The following is a 23,308-nucleotide window of genomic DNA, read 5'->3' as shown; positions in this document are numbered from 1 at the left end:
CCAGGCGACGGAGGCTGCCCCTGGCAAGCGCCGGGCCGTGGCCGGGCGGTGCCTAGCCCCTTGCGCGCGCCTCGCCGCGTCCGGTCCGCTGCGGCTTGCCGGCCACCCGTGCGGCCACGGCAGCCAGCGTGCGCAGCGCGCGTTCGATCTCCGGCGAGAACGGCATGCCGCAGTTCAGGCGCAGGAAATGGTCGAAGCGATTGGAGTTGGAGAACATGACCCCCGGCACCACGCGGATGCCGGCTTCCAGGGCCTCGTCGAACACGGCCTCGGAGGACACCGGCCCGGGCAGCTCCACCCACAGGTGCAGGCCGCCGTTTGGATTCGAGGCACGCGTGCCGGCGGGGAATTCGGCGGCGATCGCCTGCGCCACCTGCGCGCGCTGGCTGCGCAGTTGCTCGCGCAGGCGCCGCAGGTGGCGCTCGAAGGCGCCCGAGCCCATATAGTCCGCCAGCGCCATCTGCGCCAGCAACTCGTTGGGGCGCGACTGGCTGTACTTGAGCATTTCCACGCGGGCCTGCCAGCGGCCCGCGGCGATCCAGCCAAGCCGCATGCCGGGGGCGAGGATCTTGTGCAGCGACGCGCAGTGGATCACGCCGCCGCTGCGGTCCCAGGCCTTCAGCGCCGCCAGCGGCGCCTCCGTGTCAGCCAGTGCGGAGAAGCAGTCGTCCTCGATCAGCGCAATGGCGCGCTGTTCGCACCAGGCCACCAGCTGCGCCTTGTTGCTGTCCGGCATGATGCAGCCCAGCGGGTTCTGCAGGTTCGGCACCACGACCACGGCGCGGATGTTGTCGTAGGTCTGCGCCGCCAGTTCCAGCGCTTCGAGCGAGATGCCGGTCTGCGGGCTGCTGGGAATCTCCAGCGCACGCATGCCCAGGCTTTCGAGGATCTGAAGCAGGCCATAGTAGGTCGGCGATTCCACGGCGATCACGTCGCCGGGCTGCGCCACTGCGCGCAGCGCCAGGTTGAGGGCCTCGGTGCAGCCGTGCGTGACGAGGATGTCCTCGGGCGCCACCGTGATGCGCGACAACAGCGCGTGCCGCGCCAGCACCGCGCGAAAGGCGGGGTGTCCGTCGGCATCGGCGGCACTGCCGAACAGCAGCGGGTGGCGCCGCAGCGCGCGTGCCGCCGCATCGCGCAGCGCCTGCGCCGGGTAGAGCGAGGGCGCGCCGCAGGCGCCGGCGAAGTTCACCGCCACGGAGTGCTGTCGCCCACGGGCGGTGATGGCAGAAATGCGCTCATGGATGCCGACATACTGCGCCGGGTCCGGCAGCGTGGCGGCTGGCTCCGCGATCGGGGCCAGCGGCTGGTGGCGCGCGGGCGGCGCGTGCCGCACGAAATAGCCCGAGCGCGGCCTGGCCTCCAGCAGCCCGTCGCTTTCCATTTGCCGGCAAGCCTGCAACGCGGTGGACAGGCTCACGCCATGCAGTTCCATCAGGGTGCGCACGGACGGCACGCGGTCGCCCGGCTTCAGCGTGCCGGTTTCGATGGCATGGCGATAGTGCTGCGCAAGCTGACGGTAGAGCGGGGCGGAGTCCATGCGGCATGGTGGCGCGGCGGCGGCCTGCGCAACAGATACAGATGTAGGTGTTCTGTATCGTAACAGATGATTTTTCGGTGTTCTGTTACGGTTCACCTCGTGCATCCGTGTGCCTGTTTTGCCGGGGGGCGGCCCGATAGTCTGGAGCCTTGCCATCACAGCACGGAGCCGCATCATGCAAGGCTATCGTTCAGACCCGACCGAATCCGCCGAACCTGTCATCCCTGCCGTGACGCCTGCGCGCGTCATGGCGCCCGCTGGCGCGCCGGAGGCCCAGCTGCTCGATCTCGAGACCAGCCGTATGCTGCGGTTTTATGCCAAAGCCGGCACCACGCTGTACCTGATGGAGGGCGAGCTCGAATTGTCCGGGCCGCCGCGCTGGCTCGCCGACACGATATGGCGGCAGCCGCAGCGCCTGGCGGCCGGCAGTTCGGTCACGTTGCCGGCAGGCTGGGTGGAAGTGCTGGCCAGGCGCGCCGCCACGCTGAGGCTGTACCGGCCCGCCGCGCAGCCGTGGCGGGCTCGCTGGCTGGGCCTCGCTGCGCGATTCCGGGCCGCCGCATCCCCCGCCGCACCGCAATGCATTCACGGAGAGCAACAAAAATGAGCGAACTTGCAATTTCCTATGACGACGTGGTCGAGGCCCACCGGCGGCTGGAGGGCGTAGCCCACCGCACGCCGGTCATGACGTCCGCCTTTGCCGACGCGCAGAGCGGTGCCCAGCTGTTCTTCAAGTGCGAAAACTTCCAGCGCATGGGCGCCTTCAAGTTCCGCGGCGGCTACAACGCCATCGCGCAGTTCACGCCAGCGCAGCGCAAGGCGGGCGTGATCGCGTTCTCCTCGGGCAACCACGCGCAGGCCATCGCCATGTCCGCCCGGCTGTTCGGGGTGCGCGCGGTCATCGTGATGCCGCAGGATGCGCCGGCCATCAAGATCGCCGCCACGCGCGGCTATGGCGGCGAGGTGGTGCTGTACGACCGCTATACCGAGGATCGCGAAGCCATCGGCCGCCGCCTGGCGGAAGAACAGGGCCTGACCCTGATCCCGCCATACGACCATCCGCACGTGATGGCCGGGCAGGGCACCGCCGCCAAGGAACTGTTCGAGCAGGCCGGCCCGCTGGACGTGCTGATCACCCCGCTCGGCGGTGGCGGGCTCCTGTCCGGCTGCGCGGTGGCCGCGCGCGCGCTGAACCCGGGCTGCCAGGTGATCGGCGTCGAGCCCGAAGCCGGCAACGATGCCCAGCGCAGCCTGCGCAGCGGCAAGATCGTGCATATCGACACGCCGGACACGCTGGCCGACGGCGCCCAGACCCAGCACCTCGGCAACCTGACCTTCCCGGTGCTGCGCAGCCTGGTCGACGATGTCGTCACGGTCAGCGACGCCGAGCTGGTCGAGGCCATGGCGTTCTTCGCCGGGCGCATGAAGATGGTGGTGGAGCCGACCGGCTGCCTGGCGGCCGCGGCGGTATTCGCCAGGCGGCTCGATGTCAGCGGCAAGCGCGTGGGCATCGTGATCTCGGGCGGCAATGTGGACCTGGCCCGCTTCGCGACGCTGCTGCAGCCGGCGCAGTCATAGCGCTCGGCACGCCTGCGGCGCTCAGGGCTGGGCGTCGCGGGCGCTCAGCAGGCCGTGCGCCACCATGTCCAGCGCGGGGCGCGTGTCGCCGTTCTTGTCGGTCCAGACCTTGGGCGTGAGGCTGCCCGCGAGCGCCACCGATTCGCCGTCTTCCAGCGCCAGCAGCGCGGCGCGCACCTTGTCGGCGAACGCGATCACGTTGACGATCACGGTGTCGCCGTCGCCGAGCGTGGCCTTGAGCCTGGCGGTGACGAACAGGCTGCCGCCCTGGCCGGTGCGTTCGCTGGCGTGGCCATGGAGGCGGCCGCTGACTAGTCCATCGATCATGGTGTTCCTTGATGGGTTGCTGTGAAAGGCAAGGGCGCGAAGGCATGCGCGCGGGTGTGCCGGGGTGCGGAAGATCTCACAATTTCGCCGCCGCGGGGCAGAGATTGCAGGGCCTGGCCCGAAAAACTATAAAATTGCGGTCCGGCCAGCCCGACGCTCACCCAGAGTGCAGTTCGCGTCCCATGCGGGGCGGACCTACCGGCCGCAGAATTCCAGGTTCCCATGCTACGTCTAAGTGAAGTCAAACTCCCGCTCGACCATGCCGAGAGCGATCTCGATGCCGTGGTGCGCGCGCGCCTGGCCGAGATCGGTGTCACGGCCGATGGCCTGACCGGGTTCACCGTGTTCCGCCGCGCGCACGACGCCCGCAAGCGCTCCGACATCAAGCTCACCTACATCATCGATATCGCGGTCAAAGACGAAGCCGCGGCGATCGGGCGCATGGCAGGCAAGCCCAACTGGAGCGTGACGCCGGACATGGCCTACCGCTTCGTGGCGAAGGCGCCGGCGCAAGGCACGACGCTGCGTCCGGTGGTGATCGGCATGGGCCCGTGCGGGCTGCTCGCCGGGCTGATCCTGGCGCAGATGGGCTTCCGTCCGATCATCCTCGAGCGCGGCAAGGAAGTGCGCGAGCGCACCAAGGACACCTTCGGCCTGTGGCGCAAGAGCGTGCTGAATCCCGAATCGAACGTGCAGTTCGGCGAAGGCGGGGCCGGCACCTTTTCCGACGGCAAGCTGTACAGCCAGATCAAGGACCCGAAGCACTACGGCCGCAAGGTGCTGGAGGAGTTCGTCAAGGCTGGCGCACCGGAAGACATCCTCTATCTCGCGCGCCCGCACATCGGTACCTTCCGCCTGGTCAGCATGGTGGAGAAGATGCGCGCGGAGATCTTCGCGCTGGGCGGCGAGATCCGCTTCGGTACGCGCGTCGAAGACGTCGACATCGACAATGGCAAGCTGCGCGGCCTCAAGCTGCACGACGGTGAATACCTCGAAGCCGACCACGTGGTGCTGGCCGTGGGCCACAGCGCGCGCGACACCTTCCAGATGCTGCATGCGCGCGGCGTGTTCATGGAAGCCAAGCCGTTCTCGCTGGGTTTCCGCATCGAGCACCCGCAGGGCCTGATCAACCGCAGCCGCTTCGGCAAGTTCGCCGGCAACAAGCTGCTCGGTGCCGCCGACTACAAGGTGGTGCACCACGCCAGCAATGGCCGTGCCGTCTACAGCTTCTGCATGTGCCCGGGCGGTACGGTGGTGGCCGCCGCGTCCGAGCCGGGCCGCGTGGTGACCAACGGCATGAGCCAGTATTACCGCGCCGAGCGCAACGCCAATGCCGGCATCGTGGTCGGCATCACACCCGAGGACTTTCCTGGCGGCCCGCTGGCGGGCATCGATTTCCAGCGCCACTGGGAAGAGCGCGCCTTCGAGCTGGGGGGGCGCAACTACAATGCGCCGGCACAGCTGGTGGGCGACTTCATCGCGCGCCGGCCGTCCACCGCGATGGGCTCGGTGGAGCCGTCGTACAAGCCGGGCGTCACGCCGACGGATCTCTCCGACGTGCTGCCGTCGTACGTGACCGAGGCCATCCGCGAGGCCTTGCCGGAGCTCGACAAGAAAATCGCCGGCTTTGCCATGCACGACGCGGTGCTGACCGGCGTGGAAACGCGCACTTCATCGCCGCTGCGCATCCGCCGCAAGGACAACTACCAGAGCATGAACGTGGAAGGCCTGTACCCGGCCGGCGAAGGCGCCGGCTACGCTGGCGGCATCTATTCGGCGGCCATCGACGGCATCGAGGTGGCGGAGGCCGTCGCGCTGAGCATCGTCAAGGGCGTGTGAGCAAAGCGCTGCCCTGAGCGAAGCGCTGCTTCAGGCAGCGCGTTCCAGCCAGGCAGCGGCGCCCAGCCCGGCCGCGCGCCCGCTGGCGAAGCAGGCGGTGAGCAGGTAGCCGCCGGTGGGCGCTTCCCAGTCCAGCATCTCGCCGGCGCAGAACACGCCCGGCATGGCGCGCAGCATCAGCCGGGCGTCCAGCGCCTCGAACGTGATGCCGCCTGCGCTGCTGATGACTTCGTCGATAGGGCGGGCGCGCAGCAGGCGCAGCGGCAGCGCCTTGATCGCGGCGGCCAGCCGCGCGGGATCGGCGAAATCTTCCTTCGACAGGCATTCACGCAGCAGCCCGGCCTTGACGCCGGTAATGCCCAGCTTGCTCTGCAGGTGGCTGGACAGCGAGCGCGCGCCGCGCGGGCGCTGCACCGCCTCGGCCACGCGCTCCGCGCTCAGGCCCGGGGCGAGGTCGAGATGAATCACGGCCTCGCCGGTGCTGTCCAGCAGGTCGCGCATCGGCGCGCTCAGCGCATAGACCAGGCTGCCTTCGATGCCGCCCGCGGTGATGACGAACTCGCCCTGGCGATAGTGCTGGTTGCCGTCGCGGTCCTGCAGGCCGATCGCCACGGCCTTGACCGGCTGCCCCGCAAAACGTGAGCCGAAGTGCTCGCTCCAGGCCACGTCGAAGCCGCAGTTGGCGGGGCGCAAGGGCGCCACCTCGACGCCGCGCGCCGCCAGCAGCGACACCCAGGCGCCGTCCGAGCCCAGCCGCGCCCAGCTGCCGCCGCCCAGCGCCAGCACCACCGCATCCGCCTGTACGCGCAGTTCGCCCTCGGGCGCGGCGAAGCGCAGGGCGCCGGTGGTATCCTCGTCGTCCGCCCAGCCCAGCCAGCGGTGCCGCATATGGAACTGCACGCCGGCTTCGCGCAGCCGGTGCAGCCACGCGCGCAGCATCGGCGCCGCTTTCATGTCGGTGGGGAAGACCCGGCCCGAGCTGCCGACGAAGGTTTCGATGCCCAGCCCGTGCACCCATTCGCGCAGCGCCTGCGGATCGAAGCCCGCCAGCAGCGGCGCGATCTGCGTGCTGCGGCTGCCGTAGCGCGCCAGGAAGGGCTGCGCCGCCTCCGAGTGCGTCAGGTTCATGCCGCCGCGCCCGGCCATCAGGAACTTGCGGCCCACCGACGGCATGGCGTCGTACACGTCCACGCGCCAGCCGCGCGCGGCCAGCACCTCGGCCGCCATCAGGCCCGCGGGGCCGCCACCGATCACGGCGATGCTGGCGGAGAGAGAGGCGGCGGGTGCAGACATGGCTTGAATCCGGAGGAAGGGCGGTGAGCCGCGGCAATGCGAAAGGCGTGCCTTGGGCGTGCGGCGCGGCGGATCGGATTATATAGGGCGGCTCGCCATGGCCCGGCGCGGGGTGGCCGGCGCAGCCCGGCGGCGGCTGATAAGATCCGGTCCTCGATGCCGCCAGCGTGCGTTTCCCATGACCGTATCTTTTTCTTTCCCGGCGTTTCGCGCCGTAGTGCGCGCTGCCGCGCGAGGCGTGCCTGCCGGCCTGGTGCTCGGCCTGCTGTGCGGAGCGCCGGCGGCGTTTGCGCAGGAAACCGCGCAAGGGCTGCAGGACAAGGCCATGCATGGCGACTTCCTGGCCCAGCGCAACCTGTCCTACTGCCTGCAGTCAGGCTGCCTCGGGCTGGAGAAGGACCGCGTGCGTGCCTGCGCGTGGCGCAAGGTGATCGTGCTGTCCGGCGATCGCCGCGTGACCGACCTCGATACCGCCAACCTCGAGTACGTCTGCGGCAAACTGAGCGCGGCCGAGCGCGACGCGGCCATGCGCCAGGCCGATACGCTTGCCAGGCAGATCTACGGCCAGCGCCGCTGAGCGAGACGTGCGGGCCGGGCGCTAAAATGGTGGTTTCGCGCCGTTCGCCATCGTCATGACTTCAGCTCCGCCGTCCACCGAATCCGTCCTGCAAGCCACCCGGCAGTGGCTGGAGCGCGCCGTGATCGGCCTTAACCTCTGCCCGTTCGCCAAGGCCGTGCATGTCAAGCAACAGATCCGCTACGCGGTGAGCGGCGCCACCGATAGCGAGGGCGTGATGGCCGACCTCGAGGCCGAGCTGAAACTGCTGGCCGAGGCGGATCCGGCCGAGACCGACACCACGCTGCTGATCCTGCCGCACGCGCTGGCGGATTTTCTCGACTACAACGACGCGCTGTTTTTCGCCGAACGCCTGCTCAAGAGCCTGCGCCTGGCCGGCACGCTGCAGATCGCCAGCTTCCACCCGGACTACCAGTTCGACGGAACCGAGCCGGACGATATCGAGAACTACACCAACCGCGCGCCCTATCCGATCCTGCACCTGCTGCGCGAAGACAGCATCGCGCGTGCCGTGGAGGCCTTTCCCGATGCGGCGGATATCTACGAGCGCAACCAGGACACCATGCGCAAGCTCGGCCTGGAGGGGTGGCGGGCGCTGATGCGCGCCTGAAGCGGCGCGCCGGGCGGGCGCCGCCACGCATCAGGCCGGAAACTCACTGCGCCACGGCGCAGGCTGCCTCGCCGTGGCTTTCGCCGGTATAGAAGCGTCCCGACATTTCCTCCAGCCCCAGCGTCTTCAGCACTTCGTTGAGGCGCTCGGTGGGCCGGCGGCGCGGCAGATCCTTGTACTGCGCGATGATCAGTTCGTTCTTCATCGAATGCTCCCAACCCACCAGCTCGGTCACGCTGACCTGGTAGCCGTGCGCTTCGAGTTGCAGGCAGCGCAGCACATTGGTGACCTGGCTGCCGAACTCGCGCGTATGCAGCGGGTGGCGCCAGATCTCGGTGAGCGGGCTGGCGAGCGATTTTCCCTTGTTCTTGCGCAGCACGCCGGCCACCTCGGCCTGGCAGCAGGGCACCACCACGATGTACTTCGCGTGCTTTTCCAGCGCGAAGCGGATGGCATCGTCCGTGGCCGTATTGCAGGCATGCAACGCGGTCACGATGTCGATGGCGGGCGGCAGCTGCGACGAGGTGATCGAGTCCGCCACCGACAGGTTCAGGAAGGACATGCCCTTGAAGCCAAGCCGCGCGGCCAGCTCCTGAGAAGTGCGCACCAGTTCCTCGCGCGTCTCGATGCCGAAGATGTGCGAGTTGTCCAGGTGGTCCTTGAAGAACAGGTCGTACAGGATGAAGCCCAGATAGGACTTGCCTGCGCCATGGTCCACCAGCGTCACGTCGGGATGGTCTTGCTTGAGGTCCTGCAGCAGCGGCTCGATGAACTGGAACAGGTGATAGACCTGCTTGAGCTTGCGGCGGCTGTCCTGGTTCATCTTGCCGTCGCGCGTGAGGATATGCAGCGCCTTGAGCAGCTCGACGGACTGGCCGGGGCGGATTTCGTGGGGGCTGGGCGCCGGTGCGGCGGGCGTCTTCGACGCCGGGGACTTCTGGGCCATCTGGGGAACCTGGGAAAAGCGGTGAGGCAGTGGGGCGTGCGCCAAAGCGGACGACGCGGCGCCGGAATAGCGGCAGTTTACCGAAAGTCGCCGGCGGCCGGGCGGAGTGGCGCAACCGCCGCAGCGGATGCCGGTGCTCGCCACCTGCTTGCCGCCTGGTTTCGGCGGGATCCCGGCGCGCGGCCCTCAAGTTTTCCGCAAGGCCGCCGTTGGTGTTGTGTGCGCCAGAAAGAACAAAGATCAGCGGCGCGCAAAGACAACCCGGGGCCCCGTGCGCGGCGCCCGCGGGCAGATGCCAGAAGCCCAGGTACCCACGGCGATGCCGCCGCACCCTTTGGTCGCGGGCTGCGTCAGCGCGCGGCGGGGGCGGCCCGGAATGGCAAGTGGCGCAGCGGGCGGGACCGCGCGCCCGGACAGATCCACCAGAGGGAACGACGGAATGGAAAGTCGGGGAGAACACCCAGTTGACGCAGTAGAAGGGGGCTTGCGGGTCAGTCTCGATGAGGCCACGCGGCATCTGCACGCCACCTATGCCATGGCGCCGGGGCGGATGCCGCCGGACCGCGCGGCACTGGAGGCGGCGCTGGCCGCCGCAGGCTGGGGCGGGGCCAGGCTGGACACAGCCGCGGTCGGCGGCTTTCTCTCGCAGTGCCAGCGCGCCACCGAAGGCGCGCCGGTGCAGGCGCTGATCGGAGAGGTCACCGACGGCTATTTCGAGATCGACATCAGCGCCGACGGGCTGAGCGTGCGCCTGAGCCTGCTGCCGGCGCAAGGCGGCCGCGCGGTGGTGCGTGACGATGTCCGCGCCGCGCTGGCCGAGCGCGGCATCGTGGCCGAGCCTGACCGCGACATCCTGCGCACGGTCTTCGAGGCGGGCTTATGCGACAGCGTGGAGATCGCCGCAGGGCGCGCGCCGCGGCCCGGCACGCCAGCGCGCTTCGAAAGCCTGCTGGCGCCGCGCAAGCCCCTGGTGGCGGAAGACGAAAGTGGCCGCGTCGACCTGCGCGACCTCGGGACCCTGCTGCTGGTCAACCCGGGCACGCCGCTGATGCGCCGCATCCCGGCCCGCCAGGGCACGGATGGCGTCGACGTCTTCGGCAAGCCCGTGGCGGCGCCGGAGGCGGCCGATCCGCCCTATGCCGATGGATTGACGGGCGTGGCCCCCGATCCCGCCGATCCGGGCGTCCTGCTGGCGGCGATCTCCGGCTCGCCGACGCTGTTGCCGCATGGCGTTTCGGTCAGCCCGGTGGTCGACGTAGAAGCGGTGGACATGCATTCCGGCAATGTCACCTTCGACGGCACTCTGCGCGTCAACGGCGATATCAAGACCGGCATGACGGTGCGGGTGACCGGAGATGTCATCGTCAGCGGCACCATCGAGGCCGCGCATGTCGAGGCGGGCGGCGACGTCGTGGTGAAGGGCGGCATCATCGGCCGGGCCGAAGGCGCGCACCAGGGCGGCGATGGCGCGGCGGCGCTGGCGAGCGTGCGCTGCAAGGGCGCGCTGCACGCGCGCTTCATCGAAAGCGCGGTGGTCGAGGCCGGCACCGATGTCACCGTGGAAAGCGGCATCCGGCAGAGCGACGTGGCCGCCGGGCGCAGCATCCTCGCGGGCAGTCCCAAGGGCGGACAGGGCAATATCACCGGCGGCCGCATCCGGGCCAAGGCGGCGGTGCGCACCGCCACCCTCGGCGCGTCCGCAGGCACCGCCACCATCGTGCAGGTCGGCACCAATCCCTATGCGGAAGCGGAGAAGGCCGAAGCGGAGGCCCAGCGCCGCCAGCTCGAGACCGACCAGGCCAAGGTGCAGCAGCTGGTCAACTTTTTCGCCAAGAACCCCGAGAAAGCGGTCGGCGACCTGCGCGAGAAGGCGCGCGCGACCTTGTTCAAGCTGACCCGCGACTCCATCGAGCTGGACGCCAGGCTGGCCAGGCTGGCCGAGCAGCTGCGCCCCTCGCCCGGGGCGGTGATCGAGGTGAGCCGGCGCATCCACGGCGGGGTCAGCGCGCATATCGGGCAGAAGTCCATGAAGATCATGGAGGACAAGCCGGGCGGCCAGTTCCGGCTGGTCGAGGACCGCATCGCGCTGGTCTGACCTCGCAGCGGGATCGTCCGGCCAGCGGGCGATCCCCATTTCCTTCTCCCTTTTTCTCCCCCTTGTCCTGCGCGTTGTCCGGCAGCGGCGCGCAATGCCGTCAAGGTAGGCAATGCCCCCCCCGGTACTTGGCGCGCGGGTTTGATTTGCCGAAATTTCCGAATGGAAATTAGGAAGCGGCTGATTGGTTGGCGTGGCGCCAGTGATTACAGTAGCCACATACCGCTCTCTTCCCCGGGGGTGGTATTCCCGATGAGGGTCCATCCCTTGGCCCTCCTTCCGTAACGCCGCATGCTTGCGCATGCGGCGTTTTTTTCTGCAGAAGCCCTCGCGGCGCGCCTCGCGGCTTGCGGCAAGGTCGGAGGCATCCAGCCACACCGGGGGACAGGCACCCATCGCATCGGGCAGCGCATCGCAATTGATGCCGCTGGGGCCACCCGCGTGCCCTCGTGCCCTCGTGCGAATACGCGCGCGCTACCAGACCCGTATCCTGATTTGCAAGGAAATGCAGCCGTCGACCTTGCCTCGCATCGTCGGCACATAGATCAGGCTCGCGCCCACGCGGCGGTACTCGACACCGATCACCGGTGCGGCCATCGGTGACCAGCCGCCATGATTGATATCCGGATACCCGCGCACCGCGCCTGCCGCGACGCCGATCCGGAGCGGTCCCAGGTGCAGGGGCTGCCAGCTCACGGTGGCGTAGGTCGAGTGGTAGCGCATGCTGTTGCGGTATTCGCCGGCGGACAAGGTGAAATCCTCGCTGACGCGAAGATCGATGCCGAATCCCCAGTTGTACGCGTTGTAGTGCGCAGCGTGGTTGAAGTGATAGGAGAGAAAGCCCGCATTGAGCCAGACCTGCGGCGAGAATCCGGGAGCGGGAGCGGCGGCGGGCGTGTCCGCTGCCGGCAAGCCTTCCGGCGAAGGTACAGGGATATCCGGCGGCTTTGCATCGTCCGCGCGCGCCGGCGCCGCTGCCAGTGATGCGCACATGGCAAGCAGCACGACGAATCCGCGCGGAAAAAGACAACGGCTCGCCGTACCAGGGACTGGACAAGCATCCATGGCCGCTTCCTTTGTTCTTGTCGTGGCGTGGATCGGCCGCGCGCGGCGCGCGGGTGCGCGCGGGCACGGCCAACCTGCAAATCCGGCGCGGCGCCGGCTATGTCGGAGCGGTATGCATGCTGTTCCCCGGTTGCGCAGCAATGGCGAACGCGTGCCGGAACGCTGCCGGCCGGTTCGTCCTGTGTATTCGGGCGCCTGGAGTCGCTACCCGTTGTTCTGGTTGTCTTGTGATACCAGTCTGGTGCCTGGGGCGTGCAGATTCAATGAATCGAACGGCGTAAGCCCAAGGAGGGATGTGACGGACAGGAGGCTGTCAACGGCTGTCCTGCCGCCATGCTTTTGGCGGGCGCGGGATGTGTGCGGGGGGAAAGAGAAAATGCTCTGCCGGGCGTGCCGGCCCGGCGTCAGCGCTTCCAGGCGATTGGCGCTGTGGCAGAGCAGGTGGCCATCGTGCCGGACCAGTTCCTGCGGGTGGTGAGCTTGACGAGCCGGTCGTCGAGCGGTTCGATTTGCCGCTGACGGCGCTCGGAGAGGCTGTTGGCCACACTGGAAAGCGCTGCCTTGCACGCCGTCTGCGCCGTGCTGGACCGCACGGTGAACCCCGGGTAGCGATAGTTGACCATCAGCGTGAAGCCATCCGGGACGTACTCGACCGTGTACTCGGTGTCTGCGTCGTACGTCGACATCTGCCTGCCGCCGGATGGCGCGGGCGCGGGCGCAGACGTGGTGCAAGCCGCCGATACCAGGCAGGCCATTGCTGCCAATACCTTCATGTATTTCACGGCATGATCTCCAAAGAGTCGCGTTGCGGGCGGCGCAGCGCAACCGGGTTCGCTTGCGAGGCTGGGCTGGATGGTACCAAGGACCCGCGGTGACTGGCAGGCGTGGCGCCCCGGGATTCGCCGGCGCCGGGCAACAAAAAACCCGGAGAGCTCTGGGCTGTCCGGGTTGCTTGGCACTGCTGGCAATACTCTGGAATGCTTGTGGTGCCGAAGAGAGGAATCGAACCCCCGACCTTCTCATTACGAATCAGAAGGCCTAGCCATTCACCGATGTCTACGGACATGTGTTGCCATTGATTTTATGGAGAAAAATCTGTGCAGCCGGTAGACTGGGGGTGATGAGAGTGTACTATTTTTCACTGACTCCGTAACCCCAGCGTAACCCCAGATGCCCAGCGAAAGTCATATCAATTTCACCAAAGCGGCATTGCTCGCCATTCCGGCCCCGGCCGAGGGGCGGGCCACCTACCACGACACTAAGACGCCTGGTCTCCAATTGCGAGTGACAGCGGCGGGTGTCAAGACATTCTCCGTATTTCGGCGAGTTAAGGGCGGCAGCCCAGTACGCCTGACGATTGGCCGCTTCCCTGACATCTCTATTGAGAAGGCAAGGCAACAGGCGATGTCGCACACTGCCGAGTTGGCTATCGGTACTGACCTTGCGGAGCGCCAGCGCCAAGCTCGTGCGGTGATGACCTTTGCTGATCTCTTCGCCGAGTACATGAAGCGACACAGCAAGATCAAGAAGCGAACTTGGCAGCAGGATGAAAGCCAGTACAAACAGTATCTTTCTGCGCCGCTTGGGAGGAAGCGGTTGTCGGAGATTGGCCGCAAGAACATCGCCGACATCCATTCGGGTATCACTGCGGATGGGCACGCCGCCACTGCTAATCGGGTGCTCGCATTGATCTCTAGCGTGTTTGGTTGGGCAAACTCGGTCGATATGTGGGGCCAGAATCCGGCAGTAGGTATCAAGAAGAATGCTGCGAAATCTAGGGATCGCTTCATACAAGGCGCAGAACTGCCCAACTTCTTCCGAGCCGTCCAGGCTGAGTCCAACGACTGTATTCGGGATTTTTTCTTGATCTCACTCTTGACCGGGGCACGGCGCGCCAACGTGCTGGAGATGGCCTGGGCTGAGCTCCACTTGGCGGAAGGCACGTGGCGAATCCCACGGACCAAGAACGGGGAGGCGCAAACAGTTATGCTTGTCAAGGAAGCCGTGGAAATTCTGGAGCGCCGCAAGAAGGGAAGCGCAAACCTCTATGTCTTCCCGGGGTCTGGAGATACGGGCCACCTTGTTGAGCCAAAGAAAGGCTGGCATCGGATCAAGGTTCGCATGGCAGGGCAGGCACTCTTGCAACAACTAGGCGAACACCTCGAGTGGGAGGAGGATACTCTTGCTGAGGAGATTCAGCGATTCCTTGGCTCGACAGAGGTGGAAAAAGGCTTGGCGTTGCTGCGTGATCGGGCGATGGACGCTGGGGTTGTCGTCCCCTCGCAACTGCTGCCAGACCTGCGCATCCACGATCTGCGTCGCACCTTGGCTAGCTGGCAGGTGAAGACTGGCGCAACACTTGTGGTGGTCGGAAAGAGCTTGAATCACCGATCGACGGCGACTACGGCAATCTACGCACGCTTGGATCATGATCCCGTTCGAGCAGCCGTAATGAAGGCGACGGAGGAGATGCTGAATGTCGGTCAGGCGTCCGCAAGCCTCGCAGGGATACTGCAACGCCCCAAGCAAGGCGAAAGTCAGGGTGACGTCCTCATCGAACCCAATTCTTGAGTCRCATTTTTCGGCCTGCTAGTGAGGGCCGGGAGCCTTGCGCTTGGGAGCCAGACTTGCCTCGACGATTTGATTGATCCGCTGTCTTGCGTCCTGGTCCCAGAAGTAAGCCTGCATCAGCCGGTAGATGTCCACATCGCCCGTGGAGCCACCCCGAAGGTTGCAGGCTAGCACCAGCGCCCTCACGCCCATGCCGATCTGAAGGTGGCTCAACTTCTTGCAACTTGCCGAGCTGACGTCTTCTCTCATCGGCTCTTCGTAGAAACTGGGCCATGCCGATTGCACGGCTGCCAGAATCTTCAGCTGGGCCTGAGCGATGTCTCGCTTCTTCTGGGCAAATTCTTCGTCGTCGTTTGCGGCCATCATCTGGTCCCCCTCAGGCTATGAATGTCGACTTCGGCGAGCTGGGCCAGGAGCCGGGCCTTGTCGATGTCCGGCACACGCTGACGATTAATCCAGTTGTGAATGGTGGCATTTGACGTGCCCATTGCATGAGCAGTCTTGGTCGGGCCGCCAACCCTGTCTACGGCAAGACGGACCGCATTTTGAGTTCTGTTGAACATGCGCATTTCCTTTTTATTATTTAAGCGCAAGTCAATTATTGATGATTTCTTGATAATTGCTTGACTATTTTTATTTTAGCTCGGAGCGCAAATGGCAATGGAGATTAATCTCGCCGTCCTGCCACCGGACCGCCTGGGCAGTTCAACATTTGGAAGTAAATACTCGCTCGATGGCCCCAGGGTTCAGCTCAGGGTGACCGTAGACCATGTCTACCATCAGGCCCCAGGCTTTCCTGTCCATGATCTCATTGGGCTGATAGCGACTTCGCATCTCTTCCTTGGTCACACCTTGATCCCGCTTGACCGTCATCTGGTCGGCGATCATTCCAGCCGCCTTGCACGGAGGAAACGTGATCTCATTGGTTGATGCTCCCATAGTTTTCTGACTCGGAGCCTTGCTATCCCTCATGCTACCCGTGCCGAGAATCGCCCCAACTGCCAAAAAGAGAGCGATTGCCCCCCAGACAAACCATGTGGCCCGAGCATGAAATAATTCTTGGTGCTCCTGGATAGAGCACTTCATATCGGGAGTATTTCTGCTGTTCGTCGCCAGACGACGCCAGCGAAGGATCATGGCGTAGCATCCGACAGAAAGCAGCGCTGCGAGCAATGCTCCTGCCTGAATGCCACGAGCCGTGAAGCCTGCGCTTGCGTCGAATCCGTCTTCAAGAACCACTTTTCCCAATATCGCCCCGAAGACTCCCCAGACCACCAGGAGCTTCGCACAGGTGATTGCGATCCTGGCTGTTGTTTGACCCTGCATGACGTTCTCCATTATTCGGTGATTCTCTGTGGCGGCGAACACTCGGCCAGGTAGGCTTTCGTTCATTCGGCCTTGAAGCCGGCCAGCCCCGACGCCTGCCAAGCCTTGAAGATGTAGTTGCCATTCTGCTGCTGTCGGGATCCGTACTGTCTTTGAGCGACGAGATCGAAGCCCCGCTCGGCAGCAAGGAGCCGTAGATGCAGCTCGGCCTCGTCCTGCGTGCGGAAGAATTCGGACCGAAAATTGGCTTGTGGAAGGCCAGCATCGATGGGTACTTCTCCCTTGTACTTGACCGAGAACACTTCGATGGCTCTGGCCCTCCCTAAAAGCTTGTCGGCTTCAGCCTTGCACCCATTGCACAGGGAGCCCGTCCTAGTCCATTTCGAGTCCAGGAATGCAAAGACGAGCGGATTGATTTTCCGGCAAGCCTTGCAGACCGACACCCTACACTTAGCACATGTGGAAGCACCTCCGTCGGCATCGCCGGCCAGAACCGGTAGTTCGCAGCTGGAGCATGAGCCGACCGTCTGCGCCGCTCGCCACTTCGAGTGCCCGTAGATCGCAACTCCGGCGACTGCGCCGACGGCCAACCCGGCAAGTGCTCCCGCAGGCCCCCCTGCGGCCCCAATGAGAGCACCATCCAGGATCAGCGTGCCTATCACGCCCCCTGCAGCGGCTCCACCGAGAGCAGCCTTGGCAGTCCCTCCTGCGGTAAGGCCAGTATCTACTGTATTTGCCACGAGAACCTCTAAGCACAATGGGTCAAGGTGGCAAATATAAACCTAACGGTTGATACCAACAACCATATGGTTTCCATGTGACTCCTAAGTTCTCCGACACTCGGGGTCATGCCCAGCCCGGAAGAAAAGCAAGCCTTTGCCACCCGTTTGAAGCAGGCCCTGACGCGCAGCCCCAAGAAAATTGACGCGCCGAGTGAACTCGCCCTGCAATTCAACCTCCGACACCCGAGTGAGCCTGTCTCGGCTCAGGCAGCCCACAAATGGCTCACCGGCAAGGCCGTGCCCACACCCGACAAGATCGACACGCTTGCCCAGTGGCTAGGCGTGCCGGTGCAGTGGCTTCGGTTTGGCATTCCCGAAGCTGCTCAATCAAAACCGAGCTCGGCCAGGCAAACCAAGATTGAACCGTCGGCTCCCACTGCGGACGAACTCCGGTTGCTCAGCCGCCTTCGAGATATGCCTGAGGCTCGCCGTAAGCTCATCCTGGATTTGGTAGAGCAATTGTCTCTCGACACGGACATGCGGTCTCAGTAACAGTCCGGCTGCTTTCAATTACTCGAATGTCCCCTGGTATAAGAAGAGCATAGGAAGCCACTCGGCCTCCCTCGCTAACCAAGGAGCATCATGAGGTCATTCGGTAACTTCGTTCTGGCGATCCTCCTCGAGGCGGTCGCCACAATTATTTGCTATATCAAGAACTGCCTCATGCAAGGTACGGGCTTTGAGTCCAACGACGCCTTCGCCTGATCCGTTCTAGTTTTCCATAGGCAGTTCTGCCTGCCCCAGCCGCCTTGGCTGGTTCGCTTCCCCCTTCATCTTTCTTGCGTGGTTTCAGGCTTGGTCTGGGGCTTGCGCTCGTCAATTTTCAGGAGTTCCCATGCATCTCGTTCAATCAATGGCCTATGTCGGCCAGAAACCGTGGCACGGCCTCGGCAACGAACTGGAACGGCACCAGCCCATCGAGGTCTGGATGCAAAGAGCGGGTATGGACTGGCAAATTGAAGAGACGCCGGTCTGTTTCGTCACCGGCCAGTCTGGCACGCTCGGCGCCATCCACCCCTACCCGGAACAAAAGGTGCTGTACCGCTCAGATACCAAGTTGCCGCTCTCGGTCGTGTCCAGCCGCTACCAGACTGTCCAGCCCAGAGAAATTTTGGAGTTCTATCGGGACTTGACGGAGATCGGGGGCTTCGAGCTGGAAACGGCAGGCGTGCTCAAAGATGGTCGCAAGCTGTGGGCACTGGCCAAGACAGGCCAGCAAACCGTGCTCAAGGGCGGTGACCAGGTGCAAGGCTATCTGCTACTGGCAACGGCCTGCGATGGCTCCTTGGCCACCACGGCCCAGTTCACTAGTGTTCGCGTTGTTTGCAACAACACACTGCACATTGCCTTGGACGATGGCACGGGAGCCGTCAAGGTTCAACACCGGTCGCAGTTCAACGCTCATGCGGTCAAGCAGCAACTGGGCATTGCCGTGTCGAGCTGGGACGGATTCATGGCTCGCATGAAGGCACTGTCGGAGCGCAAGGTCCGGCCAGAAACTGCCAGAGCCTATTTCCATCGTGTTCTGGGCGTTTTGCCATTGCCGTTAACCACCGGGAAGACTGCGGCTGCCCAGACCAACGAGCGGGCACTCAAGGTAGTGCAAGGTCTCTACGACGGCGAAGGGCTTGGTGCAGACCTGGCTTCGGCTTCCGGGACCGCCTGGGGCATGCTCAACGCCATTACGCAGTATGCGGATCACGAACGCCGGGCTCGCAGCACTGACCACCGTCTTGATTCTGCTTGGTTCGGAGCTGGCGCCAACCTCAAGCAACGTGCTTGGGAGGAAGCACTGAAGCTAGTTGCCTGAAGTTCACAGCAGTTCCACGTGTCGCCCGGTTGAGGTCCTGCCTCGCCGGGCGTTTTTTCATTCTAGGAGGTTCTATGCAACCCGCAGTCCATCAAGCAGGAAAGCCGGGCCGGCCAGCGCTGCGCCTGGTCTCCACCAATGACATGAGCCGAGGCGATTGGCTGGAAGTTCGCAAGCAAGGCATCGGCGGTTCGGATGCGGCAGCGGCAGTCGGGCTCAACCCGTACAAGTCCCAGCTGGAGTTGTGGCTGGAGAAGACGGGCCGGGATGTGGAGTTGCGCAAGGCTGGCCCTGATGATGAAAGTCAGCCAGTTTACTGGGGCGCCTTGCTGGAGCCCATCGTCGCTGCCCACTACACGAAGCGGACCGGCAATCGTGTTCGCCGGGTCAATGCCGTGCTTCGGCACAGGGATATCCCATTTATGCTGGCCAACATTGACCGGGAGGTCGTGGGCGCTAGTGATGTGGCAATTCTGGAGTGCAAGACAGCGGGCATGAACGGGGCCAGGCTGTGGCGGGACGGGGTGCCCGAATACGTGCAACTGCAGGTCCAGCATCAGCTTGCGGTGACAGGCAAAAGGGCTGGGGACGTGGCGGTGCTGATCTGCGGCCAGGAACTGCAAATCCATCGCATCGAGCGGGACGATGCCCTCATTGCCAGGCTTATCGAGTTGGAGCAACGCTTCTGGCAGCACGTGAAGACCGACACCCCACCGTCCGCTGATGGGTCCGACTCGGCAGCCTCCGCTCTGCAATGCCTGTATCCACGCGACTCCGGGGCAACCGTCGATTTCTCGGAAGACCGCAACCTGTCTGCAGCCTTCGCTGACCTGGTGACGGTCCGGGCGGAGATCGCTGAGCGGGCCAAGCTCGAAGCCCAGTTCAAGCAGAGCCTGCAACAAGCCATGGGCGAAGCCACCAAGGCGATCTTCGAAACCGGCTCTGTTTCCTGGAAGCGCAGCAAGGACGGGACGGGCCTGGACATCGACAAGCTGGTGCAAGACCAGCCTGACCTGTTGCAACGCTACCCCCTCACCAAGCCCGGCAGTCGCCGGTTCCTGATCCTGTAACCAAATTGCCCTTGTCCGTGGGGCTGTGCCGTGCCTGCCCTTGCGGATCATTGGGGGCGGGCATGCGCGTTTTTCTTGGAGAAATACGATGCTGAAAAACTTGGCAATTACCCCGCCCGTGCTGGGCCGCATCTCGATTGGTCACGTGGTCGAGAAGGATGGCAAGCGATTGCCCCAAAAAGACGATCAATTCACCATCACCACTCAAGTTCAGGGCAGGGATGGGTGGATCCTGCACCCGTATGACGACGCCCTGCGCAAGGCATCTAATGGGAAGCTGCGCTCGATCCCGGTCACCGTGCTGTTCGATGATCCCGAGCTTAACCTCCGAGCCGAGTACAGCCTGTTCGACCGGCAAACGGGGCGGCCAGTATGCGTGGGCAATGGCGAGACCTGTCGCCGGTATACCTCTTCCGGGCTGCAATCGTTGCCGTGCCCGTCGCCGGATGGCTGCGACATAGCCAAAGGGGGCTGCAAGCCCTACGGCAGGCTTAACGTTCGCATTGGCGATGACGATCCGCTTGGCAGTTTCATCTTCCGGACCACCGGCTACAACAGTATCCGCACCATCGCCGCCAGGCTGCGCTACTTCCATGCCGTGTCTGGCGGGCTGCTGGCATCCCTGTCGCTGGAGTTGCGCTTACGGACAAAGTCCACCACCCAGAGTTACCGTGCCCCCATCTACTATGTAGACCTGACGGTGCGGGAAGGCATGACCCTGGAGGACGCCATCACGGAAGCCACGCAGACCGACGCTCACCGAAGGGCATCGGGCTTTGACCAGGCAGCGCTTGATGAGGTGGCCAGAGCCGGGTTCGGCAACGGCGCGTTCGAGGATTCCGAAGAAGAGATCCCGGCCATCGTGGAAGAGTTCTATGTGGAGGGCGAAGCAGCCGGTCACGTCGCGGCCAGCCATGCAACCACGCTGAAAGACAAGCTCGACCGCAAGGCTGCAACGCAGATGGGAGGCCCAGCATGATCTTCCTGCAAGCGATGCTGCTGCTGATCGTCGCCCCGGTCGGCGTGATTGTCGTGGGCTTGCTATGGCTGTGGCTCGGCCACAAGGTGCTGGCGTGGCTGTTGGGCGGCCGTTGCTAGGCTGCCACAGCAAGCACTGTGACCGGGATCTCTTTGCGCTATGTCAAGGGTTGTCAAGCCCCTCAAACTGGTTAGTGATGATTCGTCACGTTGTCAGGCGTACCATACCACCCGGCTATGGTGCGCCTTTTTTTGATTCATCGCCGAATTGCGGGATGGGTAAAGTGGGCTGTCACCCCGACGGCGTGGCGCACGGACAGTGCCGACGGCCGAGTTCGGACCCACAGAGGTCATCCACCATGCGCCCCCCCAATACAGTTATCATTACACCAACATTCACAAATGCCAGCCTAGGCAAGCATGCACATCATTCTGAAGAACCACGTCAACGAACTAGCGAACGATCTTGAGCATGAGGGTCTATCTGAGTCCAAGTTATTTGAGCTCTTCTGTAATTACTGCGTAGTGTCAAAGCATTATCTTGGTAGATTCGATCCAATTGACGTAACAACCGAGGAAGATGACGCATCGCTAGATGGCGTGGCAATCGTTATTGACGGAGACTTAATTACTACAGTCGATGACGCGGAAGAGTCATTCAATACGCACAAAACGAACCTGACTGTGGACGTCGTCTTCACCCAAGCCAAGTCGAGCGAAAAATTCAAAAAGGAAGAAATAGCTAACTTCAAGATTGGCCTTGAAGATTATCTTTCCCTTGATCCGAAGCTCCCCAATGGAAAATTAAATACCGATTCTATTGAAATTTTAAAAATCGTCCTAAAGAACCTTAAAAAAGTTCGCAATCGACGACCAAATGCGCTTATTTACTATTGCACCAGTGGCGTCTACGGTGGCGAGCGTGAAATCAAAGCCACGTTTGAGATTATTGAGCGATATGTCAAAGATACCGAGCTATTCTATAACGTTACTGTTCGGCCGCTGGGTCGAGGAGAACTGCTGAAGCTTTATGCGGATCTTTCAGAGAAAAACGAGGCAAAGCTGAGATTGATTGAGTATTTTGGCATGCCTGCGATGCCGGGCATACCGCAGTCTTATGTTGCAATTGTAAATGCACGCAGTCTCGTTGAAGCTTTGCTTATGGATGGGGATGATAACCTGCGACAATCCGTCTTCGAAGAGAACGTACGCTCCTACCTGGGTGACAAGAACGACGTCAACCTTGCAATACAAGATACGCTGAAGAGCGCCGAGAAGAAGAGCTTGTTCTCTGTTCTAAACAATGGCATCACTGTTGTGACGCCGGAACTGACGTTGACACCGAACACAAAAGAGATTCATCTTACAAATTACCAGATAATTAACGGCTGCCAGACTAGTAGCACTTTATATGAGAACAGACTACTGCTGACCGAATCCGTGAATGTCGTAGTCAAATTCATAGAATCACCAGAGAATGAGGGGTCAAGCGACATAATTGCTGCAACGAACAGTCAGTCGGATATCCCTAAAGAGGCATTCTTCGGTCTTCGGAGCAAGGCAAAGCTTGTCCAAAAATACTTTTCTGTTCAGAATCAGCATGCTCAGCCAGAAAATTTGGTCTATTTCGAGCGACGCCAAGCTGAATTTAAAAATGCTGAGTATCAGTCAACACGAATATTCGATATTCGCGAGACTGCAAGATGCTATGCGGCGATGTTTCTTGATATTCCCCATAATTCAGCTCGTTACGTGGCTAAGATATTTTCAATCAGCGAAGAAAATCTTTTTCGCGAGGACGATCACGAATCATACTATTACGCCGCTTGCCTCGCGCTGTACAAGTATCAGGCGCTCATTAATGGACGAAAAATCGGCGCACAAAATTATACGAAGGTTCGCTGGCATATAATTCAGCTATTTAAGTGGCTTTGCCACGGAAAAACTGAAACACCCCCACCAAATTCAAAGAAAGCTGATGCTTACGCAACAAAAATCATATCAGTATTGAATTCTGACGACAAATCATACGTCAAAATATTCCAAAAATGCCAAAAGATTGTGGACGAAGTCGGTTTCCCTAGTGATGATGCACTCAAACGCGGAAAATATTCACAAGATCTGATGGCTGCTGTACAGAGGTTACCTATGCGATGAAGGAAAATTACAGTTCAACCGGACAAAAGAGCGGTCCACTGTTCGGTGGGACATACTAGTTGCCTGGCGGCACCGCAAAGCAAGGGTTCAGTTCTTGCGTGCATTGCGCGCCAGCCAAGTAATTTGGCGTTTCATTAGGGCAGATGCGCTACGCGCGACGGATGGTGGAATACGTGCCCACCGATCCGGCTCTCTGCGGCTGGGGAAGGAACGCGCTTCCGGGCAATGACCTATTTGGAGTTCCTCGAGGGCATCAGCAAAGCGCCAAGAAACGCCGGTAGCGGCGAGTACTTGGGATACCTACGCCGGAGATATTTCCTGCCAGCGAACGCTCTGCATAGCGCCCGCCCAACAGGTAACCCCCTACCTAGAACGCCAGCATCCGGCTCGGCTGTCATAGGGCGCTTCGGGGCGCTCCTTGCTGCTCTAGATTCATCTCCCTCTATATATATATTAGAAAATGCTCGCCCGAGAATATCCTCTATCTATATGGCTTTTCTCGATTTCATTGCCCACCAGTTTTTGAAGTTCGTGGGCAAAACCATCATCCATGCAAGATCGGCACCGGTCTCCAACCAGCAGGCAATCAAACCAAGCCGCCACACGCACGACAGCGTTGCCATCGACGGCCATCCGGGCCGCCACACTGTAAAATTCGCCATCGCCCCGGCTCGGTGCCCTCATCGCCTAGCCTGGGGAACACACTTCGACCCCGATACGTCGGCAACGTCAGGCAAATAATCG

The 23,308-nt window shown here is 62.8% G+C and carries 24 protein-coding genes; 14 read left to right on the top strand and 10 right to left on the bottom strand.

Annotated features, from left to right (window positions below; translation table 11 throughout):
• Window positions 1-52: 52 nt before the first annotated feature.
• On the bottom strand, window positions 53-1,540 hold the full coding sequence (locus AB4Z48_RS03195) for an aminotransferase-like domain-containing protein (RefSeq protein ID WP_441612415.1): 1,488 nt from the start codon (window positions 1,538-1,540) through the stop codon (window positions 53-55).
• A 175-nt stretch (window positions 1,541-1,715) separates the two neighbouring features.
• Here AB4Z48_RS03195 and AB4Z48_RS03190 point away from each other — a divergent pair, with 175 nt between their 5' ends.
• Both AB4Z48_RS03190 and AB4Z48_RS03185 read left to right on the top strand, forming a co-directional pair.
• On the top strand, window positions 1,716-2,147 hold the full coding sequence (locus AB4Z48_RS03190; protein WP_441612414.1) for a hypothetical protein: 432 nt from the start codon (window positions 1,716-1,718) through the stop codon (window positions 2,145-2,147).
• Window positions 2,144-3,118 (top strand): threo-3-hydroxy-L-aspartate ammonia-lyase, encoded by a 975-nt coding sequence (locus tag AB4Z48_RS03185; RefSeq protein ID WP_441612413.1) that lies wholly within the window; start codon window positions 2,144-2,146, stop codon window positions 3,116-3,118. Before AB4Z48_RS03190 ends, AB4Z48_RS03185 begins: the two co-directional genes overlap by 4 nt.
• Window positions 3,119-3,139: 21 nt before the next feature.
• Here AB4Z48_RS03185 and AB4Z48_RS03180 read toward each other — a convergent pair whose 3' ends face one another.
• Window positions 3,140-3,445, bottom strand: coding sequence for a single-stranded DNA-binding protein (locus AB4Z48_RS03180; RefSeq protein WP_441612412.1), 306 nt, complete (start codon window positions 3,443-3,445; stop codon window positions 3,140-3,142).
• 222 nt (window positions 3,446-3,667) lie between these two features.
• Between AB4Z48_RS03180 and AB4Z48_RS03175 the strand changes: the two genes are divergently transcribed.
• Window positions 3,668-5,284: an NAD(P)/FAD-dependent oxidoreductase gene (locus tag AB4Z48_RS03175; protein WP_441612411.1), complete on the top strand. Its 1,617-nt coding sequence runs from the start codon at window positions 3,668-3,670 to the stop codon at window positions 5,282-5,284.
• Window positions 5,285-5,314: 30 nt separating this feature from the next.
• Here the strand turns inward: AB4Z48_RS03175 and AB4Z48_RS03170 are convergent, their stop codons facing one another.
• Window positions 5,315-6,577: a TIGR03862 family flavoprotein gene (locus tag AB4Z48_RS03170; protein WP_441612410.1), complete on the bottom strand. Its 1,263-nt coding sequence runs from the start codon at window positions 6,575-6,577 to the stop codon at window positions 5,315-5,317.
• 178 nt (window positions 6,578-6,755) lie between these two features.
• Here AB4Z48_RS03170 and AB4Z48_RS03165 point away from each other — a divergent pair, with 178 nt between their 5' ends.
• Complete coding sequence (locus AB4Z48_RS03165; RefSeq protein ID WP_441612409.1) at window positions 6,756-7,154, top strand: hypothetical protein; 399 nt, start codon at window positions 6,756-6,758, stop codon at window positions 7,152-7,154.
• A gap of 55 nt (window positions 7,155-7,209) precedes the next feature.
• Window positions 7,210-7,764, top strand: a complete 555-nt coding sequence (locus AB4Z48_RS03160; protein WP_441612408.1) for a DUF1415 domain-containing protein — start codon at window positions 7,210-7,212, stop codon at window positions 7,762-7,764.
• Window positions 7,765-7,807: 43 nt separating this feature from the next.
• On the opposite strand, the gene AB4Z48_RS03155 is transcribed toward AB4Z48_RS03160, so the two are convergent.
• Complete coding sequence (locus tag AB4Z48_RS03155) at window positions 7,808-8,710, bottom strand: class I SAM-dependent methyltransferase (RefSeq protein ID WP_441612407.1); 903 nt, start codon at window positions 8,708-8,710, stop codon at window positions 7,808-7,810.
• Between the two features lie 439 nt (window positions 8,711-9,149).
• On the opposite strand from AB4Z48_RS03155, the gene AB4Z48_RS03150 reads away from it, so the two are divergent.
• The gene (locus AB4Z48_RS03150) at window positions 9,150-10,805 is read left to right on the top strand and encodes a DUF342 domain-containing protein (RefSeq protein WP_441612406.1); all 1,656 of its coding nucleotides are present in this window, start codon (window positions 9,150-9,152) and stop codon (window positions 10,803-10,805) included.
• Window positions 10,806-11,279: 474 nt separating this feature from the next.
• On the opposite strand, the gene AB4Z48_RS03145 is transcribed toward AB4Z48_RS03150, so the two are convergent.
• Both AB4Z48_RS03145 and AB4Z48_RS03140 read right to left on the bottom strand, forming a co-directional pair.
• Window positions 11,280-11,810 carry a hypothetical protein gene (locus AB4Z48_RS03145; protein ID WP_441612405.1) on the bottom strand — a complete coding sequence of 177 codons (531 nt, stop codon included), beginning with the start codon at window positions 11,808-11,810 and terminating at the stop codon, window positions 11,280-11,282.
• Window positions 11,811-12,274: 464 nt separating this feature from the next.
• Window positions 12,275-12,643: a hypothetical protein gene (locus AB4Z48_RS03140; protein ID WP_441612725.1), complete on the bottom strand. Its 369-nt coding sequence runs from the start codon at window positions 12,641-12,643 to the stop codon at window positions 12,275-12,277.
• 397 nt (window positions 12,644-13,040) lie between these two features.
• Between AB4Z48_RS03140 and AB4Z48_RS03135 the strand changes: the two genes are divergently transcribed.
• Window positions 13,041-14,441: a tyrosine-type recombinase/integrase gene (locus tag AB4Z48_RS03135; RefSeq protein WP_441612404.1), complete on the top strand. Its 1,401-nt coding sequence runs from the start codon at window positions 13,041-13,043 to the stop codon at window positions 14,439-14,441.
• Window positions 14,442-14,459: 18 nt separating this feature from the next.
• On the opposite strand, the gene AB4Z48_RS03130 is transcribed toward AB4Z48_RS03135, so the two are convergent.
• From AB4Z48_RS03130 to AB4Z48_RS03115, 4 genes are all read right to left on the bottom strand, one after another.
• A complete protein-coding gene (locus AB4Z48_RS03130; RefSeq protein ID WP_441612403.1) occupies window positions 14,460-14,807 on the bottom strand; it encodes a hypothetical protein in 348 nt (115 codons plus the stop codon).
• Window positions 14,804-15,004, bottom strand: coding sequence for a hypothetical protein (locus AB4Z48_RS03125; protein ID WP_441612402.1), 201 nt, complete (start codon window positions 15,002-15,004; stop codon window positions 14,804-14,806). The genes AB4Z48_RS03130 and AB4Z48_RS03125 overlap by 4 nt, the downstream gene beginning before the upstream one ends.
• Window positions 15,005-15,146: 142 nt before the next feature.
• Complete coding sequence (locus AB4Z48_RS03120; RefSeq protein WP_441612401.1) at window positions 15,147-15,767, bottom strand: hypothetical protein; 621 nt, start codon at window positions 15,765-15,767, stop codon at window positions 15,147-15,149.
• A 62-nt stretch (window positions 15,768-15,829) separates the two neighbouring features.
• Entirely contained in the window at window positions 15,830-16,069 is a 240-nt protein-coding gene (locus tag AB4Z48_RS03115) for a hypothetical protein (protein WP_441612400.1), read from the bottom strand.
• A gap of 546 nt (window positions 16,070-16,615) precedes the next feature.
• Between AB4Z48_RS03115 and AB4Z48_RS03110 the strand changes: the two genes are divergently transcribed.
• The 7 genes from AB4Z48_RS03110 to AB4Z48_RS03080 all read left to right on the top strand — a co-directional run bounded on the left by AB4Z48_RS03110 (window position 16,616) and on the right by AB4Z48_RS03080 (window position 23,305).
• The gene (locus AB4Z48_RS03110; RefSeq protein ID WP_441612399.1) at window positions 16,616-17,041 is read left to right on the top strand and encodes a transcriptional regulator; all 426 of its coding nucleotides are present in this window, start codon (window positions 16,616-16,618) and stop codon (window positions 17,039-17,041) included.
• Between the two features lie 343 nt (window positions 17,042-17,384).
• Entirely contained in the window at window positions 17,385-18,359 is a 975-nt protein-coding gene (locus AB4Z48_RS03105; RefSeq protein WP_441612398.1) for a DUF932 domain-containing protein, read from the top strand.
• 74 nt (window positions 18,360-18,433) lie between these two features.
• Window positions 18,434-19,429 (top strand): YqaJ viral recombinase family nuclease, encoded by a 996-nt coding sequence (locus AB4Z48_RS03100; protein WP_441612397.1) that lies wholly within the window; start codon window positions 18,434-18,436, stop codon window positions 19,427-19,429.
• Between the two features lie 88 nt (window positions 19,430-19,517).
• On the top strand, window positions 19,518-20,408 hold the full coding sequence (locus AB4Z48_RS03095) for a recombination directionality factor (protein ID WP_441612396.1): 891 nt from the start codon (window positions 19,518-19,520) through the stop codon (window positions 20,406-20,408).
• Window positions 20,405-20,527, top strand: a complete 123-nt coding sequence (locus AB4Z48_RS03090; protein WP_441612395.1) for a hypothetical protein — start codon at window positions 20,405-20,407, stop codon at window positions 20,525-20,527. Before AB4Z48_RS03095 ends, AB4Z48_RS03090 begins: the two co-directional genes overlap by 4 nt.
• 300 nt (window positions 20,528-20,827) lie before the next feature.
• Window positions 20,828-22,564, top strand: coding sequence for an AIPR family protein (locus tag AB4Z48_RS03085; RefSeq protein WP_441612394.1), 1,737 nt, complete (start codon window positions 20,828-20,830; stop codon window positions 22,562-22,564).
• A 489-nt stretch (window positions 22,565-23,053) separates the two neighbouring features.
• On the top strand, window positions 23,054-23,305 hold the full coding sequence (locus tag AB4Z48_RS03080; protein WP_441612393.1) for a hypothetical protein: 252 nt from the start codon (window positions 23,054-23,056) through the stop codon (window positions 23,303-23,305).
• The last annotated feature ends 3 nt before the right edge of the window (window positions 23,306-23,308 follow it).

The sequence above is a fragment of the Cupriavidus sp. 2TAF22 genome (assembly GCF_052115045.1).
Classification (GTDB): domain Bacteria; phylum Pseudomonadota; class Gammaproteobacteria; order Burkholderiales; family Burkholderiaceae; genus Cupriavidus.
The sequence above is the reverse complement of the archived record's forward strand: the minus strand, read 5'-3'. Positions and strand labels throughout refer to the sequence as shown.

Excerpts from the sequence above, each read along its gene's own strand:
- AB4Z48_RS03195 (WP_441612415.1), bottom strand. The coding sequence starts at position 1,540 with ATGGACTCCGCCCCGCTCTACCGTCAGCTTGCGCAGCACTATCGCCAT.
- AB4Z48_RS03190 (WP_441612414.1), top strand. The coding sequence starts at position 1,716 with ATGCAAGGCTATCGTTCAGACCCGACCGAATCCGCCGAACCTGTCATC.
- AB4Z48_RS03185 (WP_441612413.1), top strand. The coding sequence starts at position 2,144 with ATGAGCGAACTTGCAATTTCCTATGACGACGTGGTCGAGGCCCACCGG.
- AB4Z48_RS03180 (WP_441612412.1), bottom strand. The coding sequence starts at position 3,445 with ATGATCGATGGACTAGTCAGCGGCCGCCTCCATGGCCACGCCAGCGAA.
- AB4Z48_RS03175 (WP_441612411.1), top strand. The coding sequence starts at position 3,668 with ATGCTACGTCTAAGTGAAGTCAAACTCCCGCTCGACCATGCCGAGAGC.
- AB4Z48_RS03170 (WP_441612410.1), bottom strand. The coding sequence starts at position 6,577 with ATGTCTGCACCCGCCGCCTCTCTCTCCGCCAGCATCGCCGTGATCGGT.
- AB4Z48_RS03165 (WP_441612409.1), top strand. The coding sequence starts at position 6,756 with ATGACCGTATCTTTTTCTTTCCCGGCGTTTCGCGCCGTAGTGCGCGCT.
- AB4Z48_RS03160 (WP_441612408.1), top strand. The coding sequence starts at position 7,210 with ATGACTTCAGCTCCGCCGTCCACCGAATCCGTCCTGCAAGCCACCCGG.
- AB4Z48_RS03155 (WP_441612407.1), bottom strand. The coding sequence starts at position 8,710 with ATGGCCCAGAAGTCCCCGGCGTCGAAGACGCCCGCCGCACCGGCGCCC.
- AB4Z48_RS03150 (WP_441612406.1), top strand. The coding sequence starts at position 9,150 with ATGGAAAGTCGGGGAGAACACCCAGTTGACGCAGTAGAAGGGGGCTTG.
- AB4Z48_RS03140 (WP_441612725.1), bottom strand. The coding sequence starts at position 12,643 with ATGAAGGTATTGGCAGCAATGGCCTGCCTGGTATCGGCGGCTTGCACC.
- AB4Z48_RS03135 (WP_441612404.1), top strand. The coding sequence starts at position 13,041 with ATGCCCAGCGAAAGTCATATCAATTTCACCAAAGCGGCATTGCTCGCC.
- AB4Z48_RS03130 (WP_441612403.1), bottom strand. The coding sequence starts at position 14,807 with ATGATGGCCGCAAACGACGACGAAGAATTTGCCCAGAAGAAGCGAGAC.
- AB4Z48_RS03125 (WP_441612402.1), bottom strand. The coding sequence starts at position 15,004 with ATGTTCAACAGAACTCAAAATGCGGTCCGTCTTGCCGTAGACAGGGTT.
- AB4Z48_RS03120 (WP_441612401.1), bottom strand. The coding sequence starts at position 15,767 with ATGCAGGGTCAAACAACAGCCAGGATCGCAATCACCTGTGCGAAGCTC.
- AB4Z48_RS03110 (WP_441612399.1), top strand. The coding sequence starts at position 16,616 with ATGCCCAGCCCGGAAGAAAAGCAAGCCTTTGCCACCCGTTTGAAGCAG.
- AB4Z48_RS03105 (WP_441612398.1), top strand. The coding sequence starts at position 17,385 with ATGCATCTCGTTCAATCAATGGCCTATGTCGGCCAGAAACCGTGGCAC.
- AB4Z48_RS03100 (WP_441612397.1), top strand. The coding sequence starts at position 18,434 with ATGCAACCCGCAGTCCATCAAGCAGGAAAGCCGGGCCGGCCAGCGCTG.
- AB4Z48_RS03095 (WP_441612396.1), top strand. The coding sequence starts at position 19,518 with ATGCTGAAAAACTTGGCAATTACCCCGCCCGTGCTGGGCCGCATCTCG.
- AB4Z48_RS03090 (WP_441612395.1), top strand. The coding sequence starts at position 20,405 with ATGATCTTCCTGCAAGCGATGCTGCTGCTGATCGTCGCCCCGGTCGGC.
- AB4Z48_RS03085 (WP_441612394.1), top strand. The coding sequence starts at position 20,828 with ATGCACATCATTCTGAAGAACCACGTCAACGAACTAGCGAACGATCTT.
- AB4Z48_RS03080 (WP_441612393.1), top strand. The coding sequence starts at position 23,054 with ATGGCTTTTCTCGATTTCATTGCCCACCAGTTTTTGAAGTTCGTGGGC.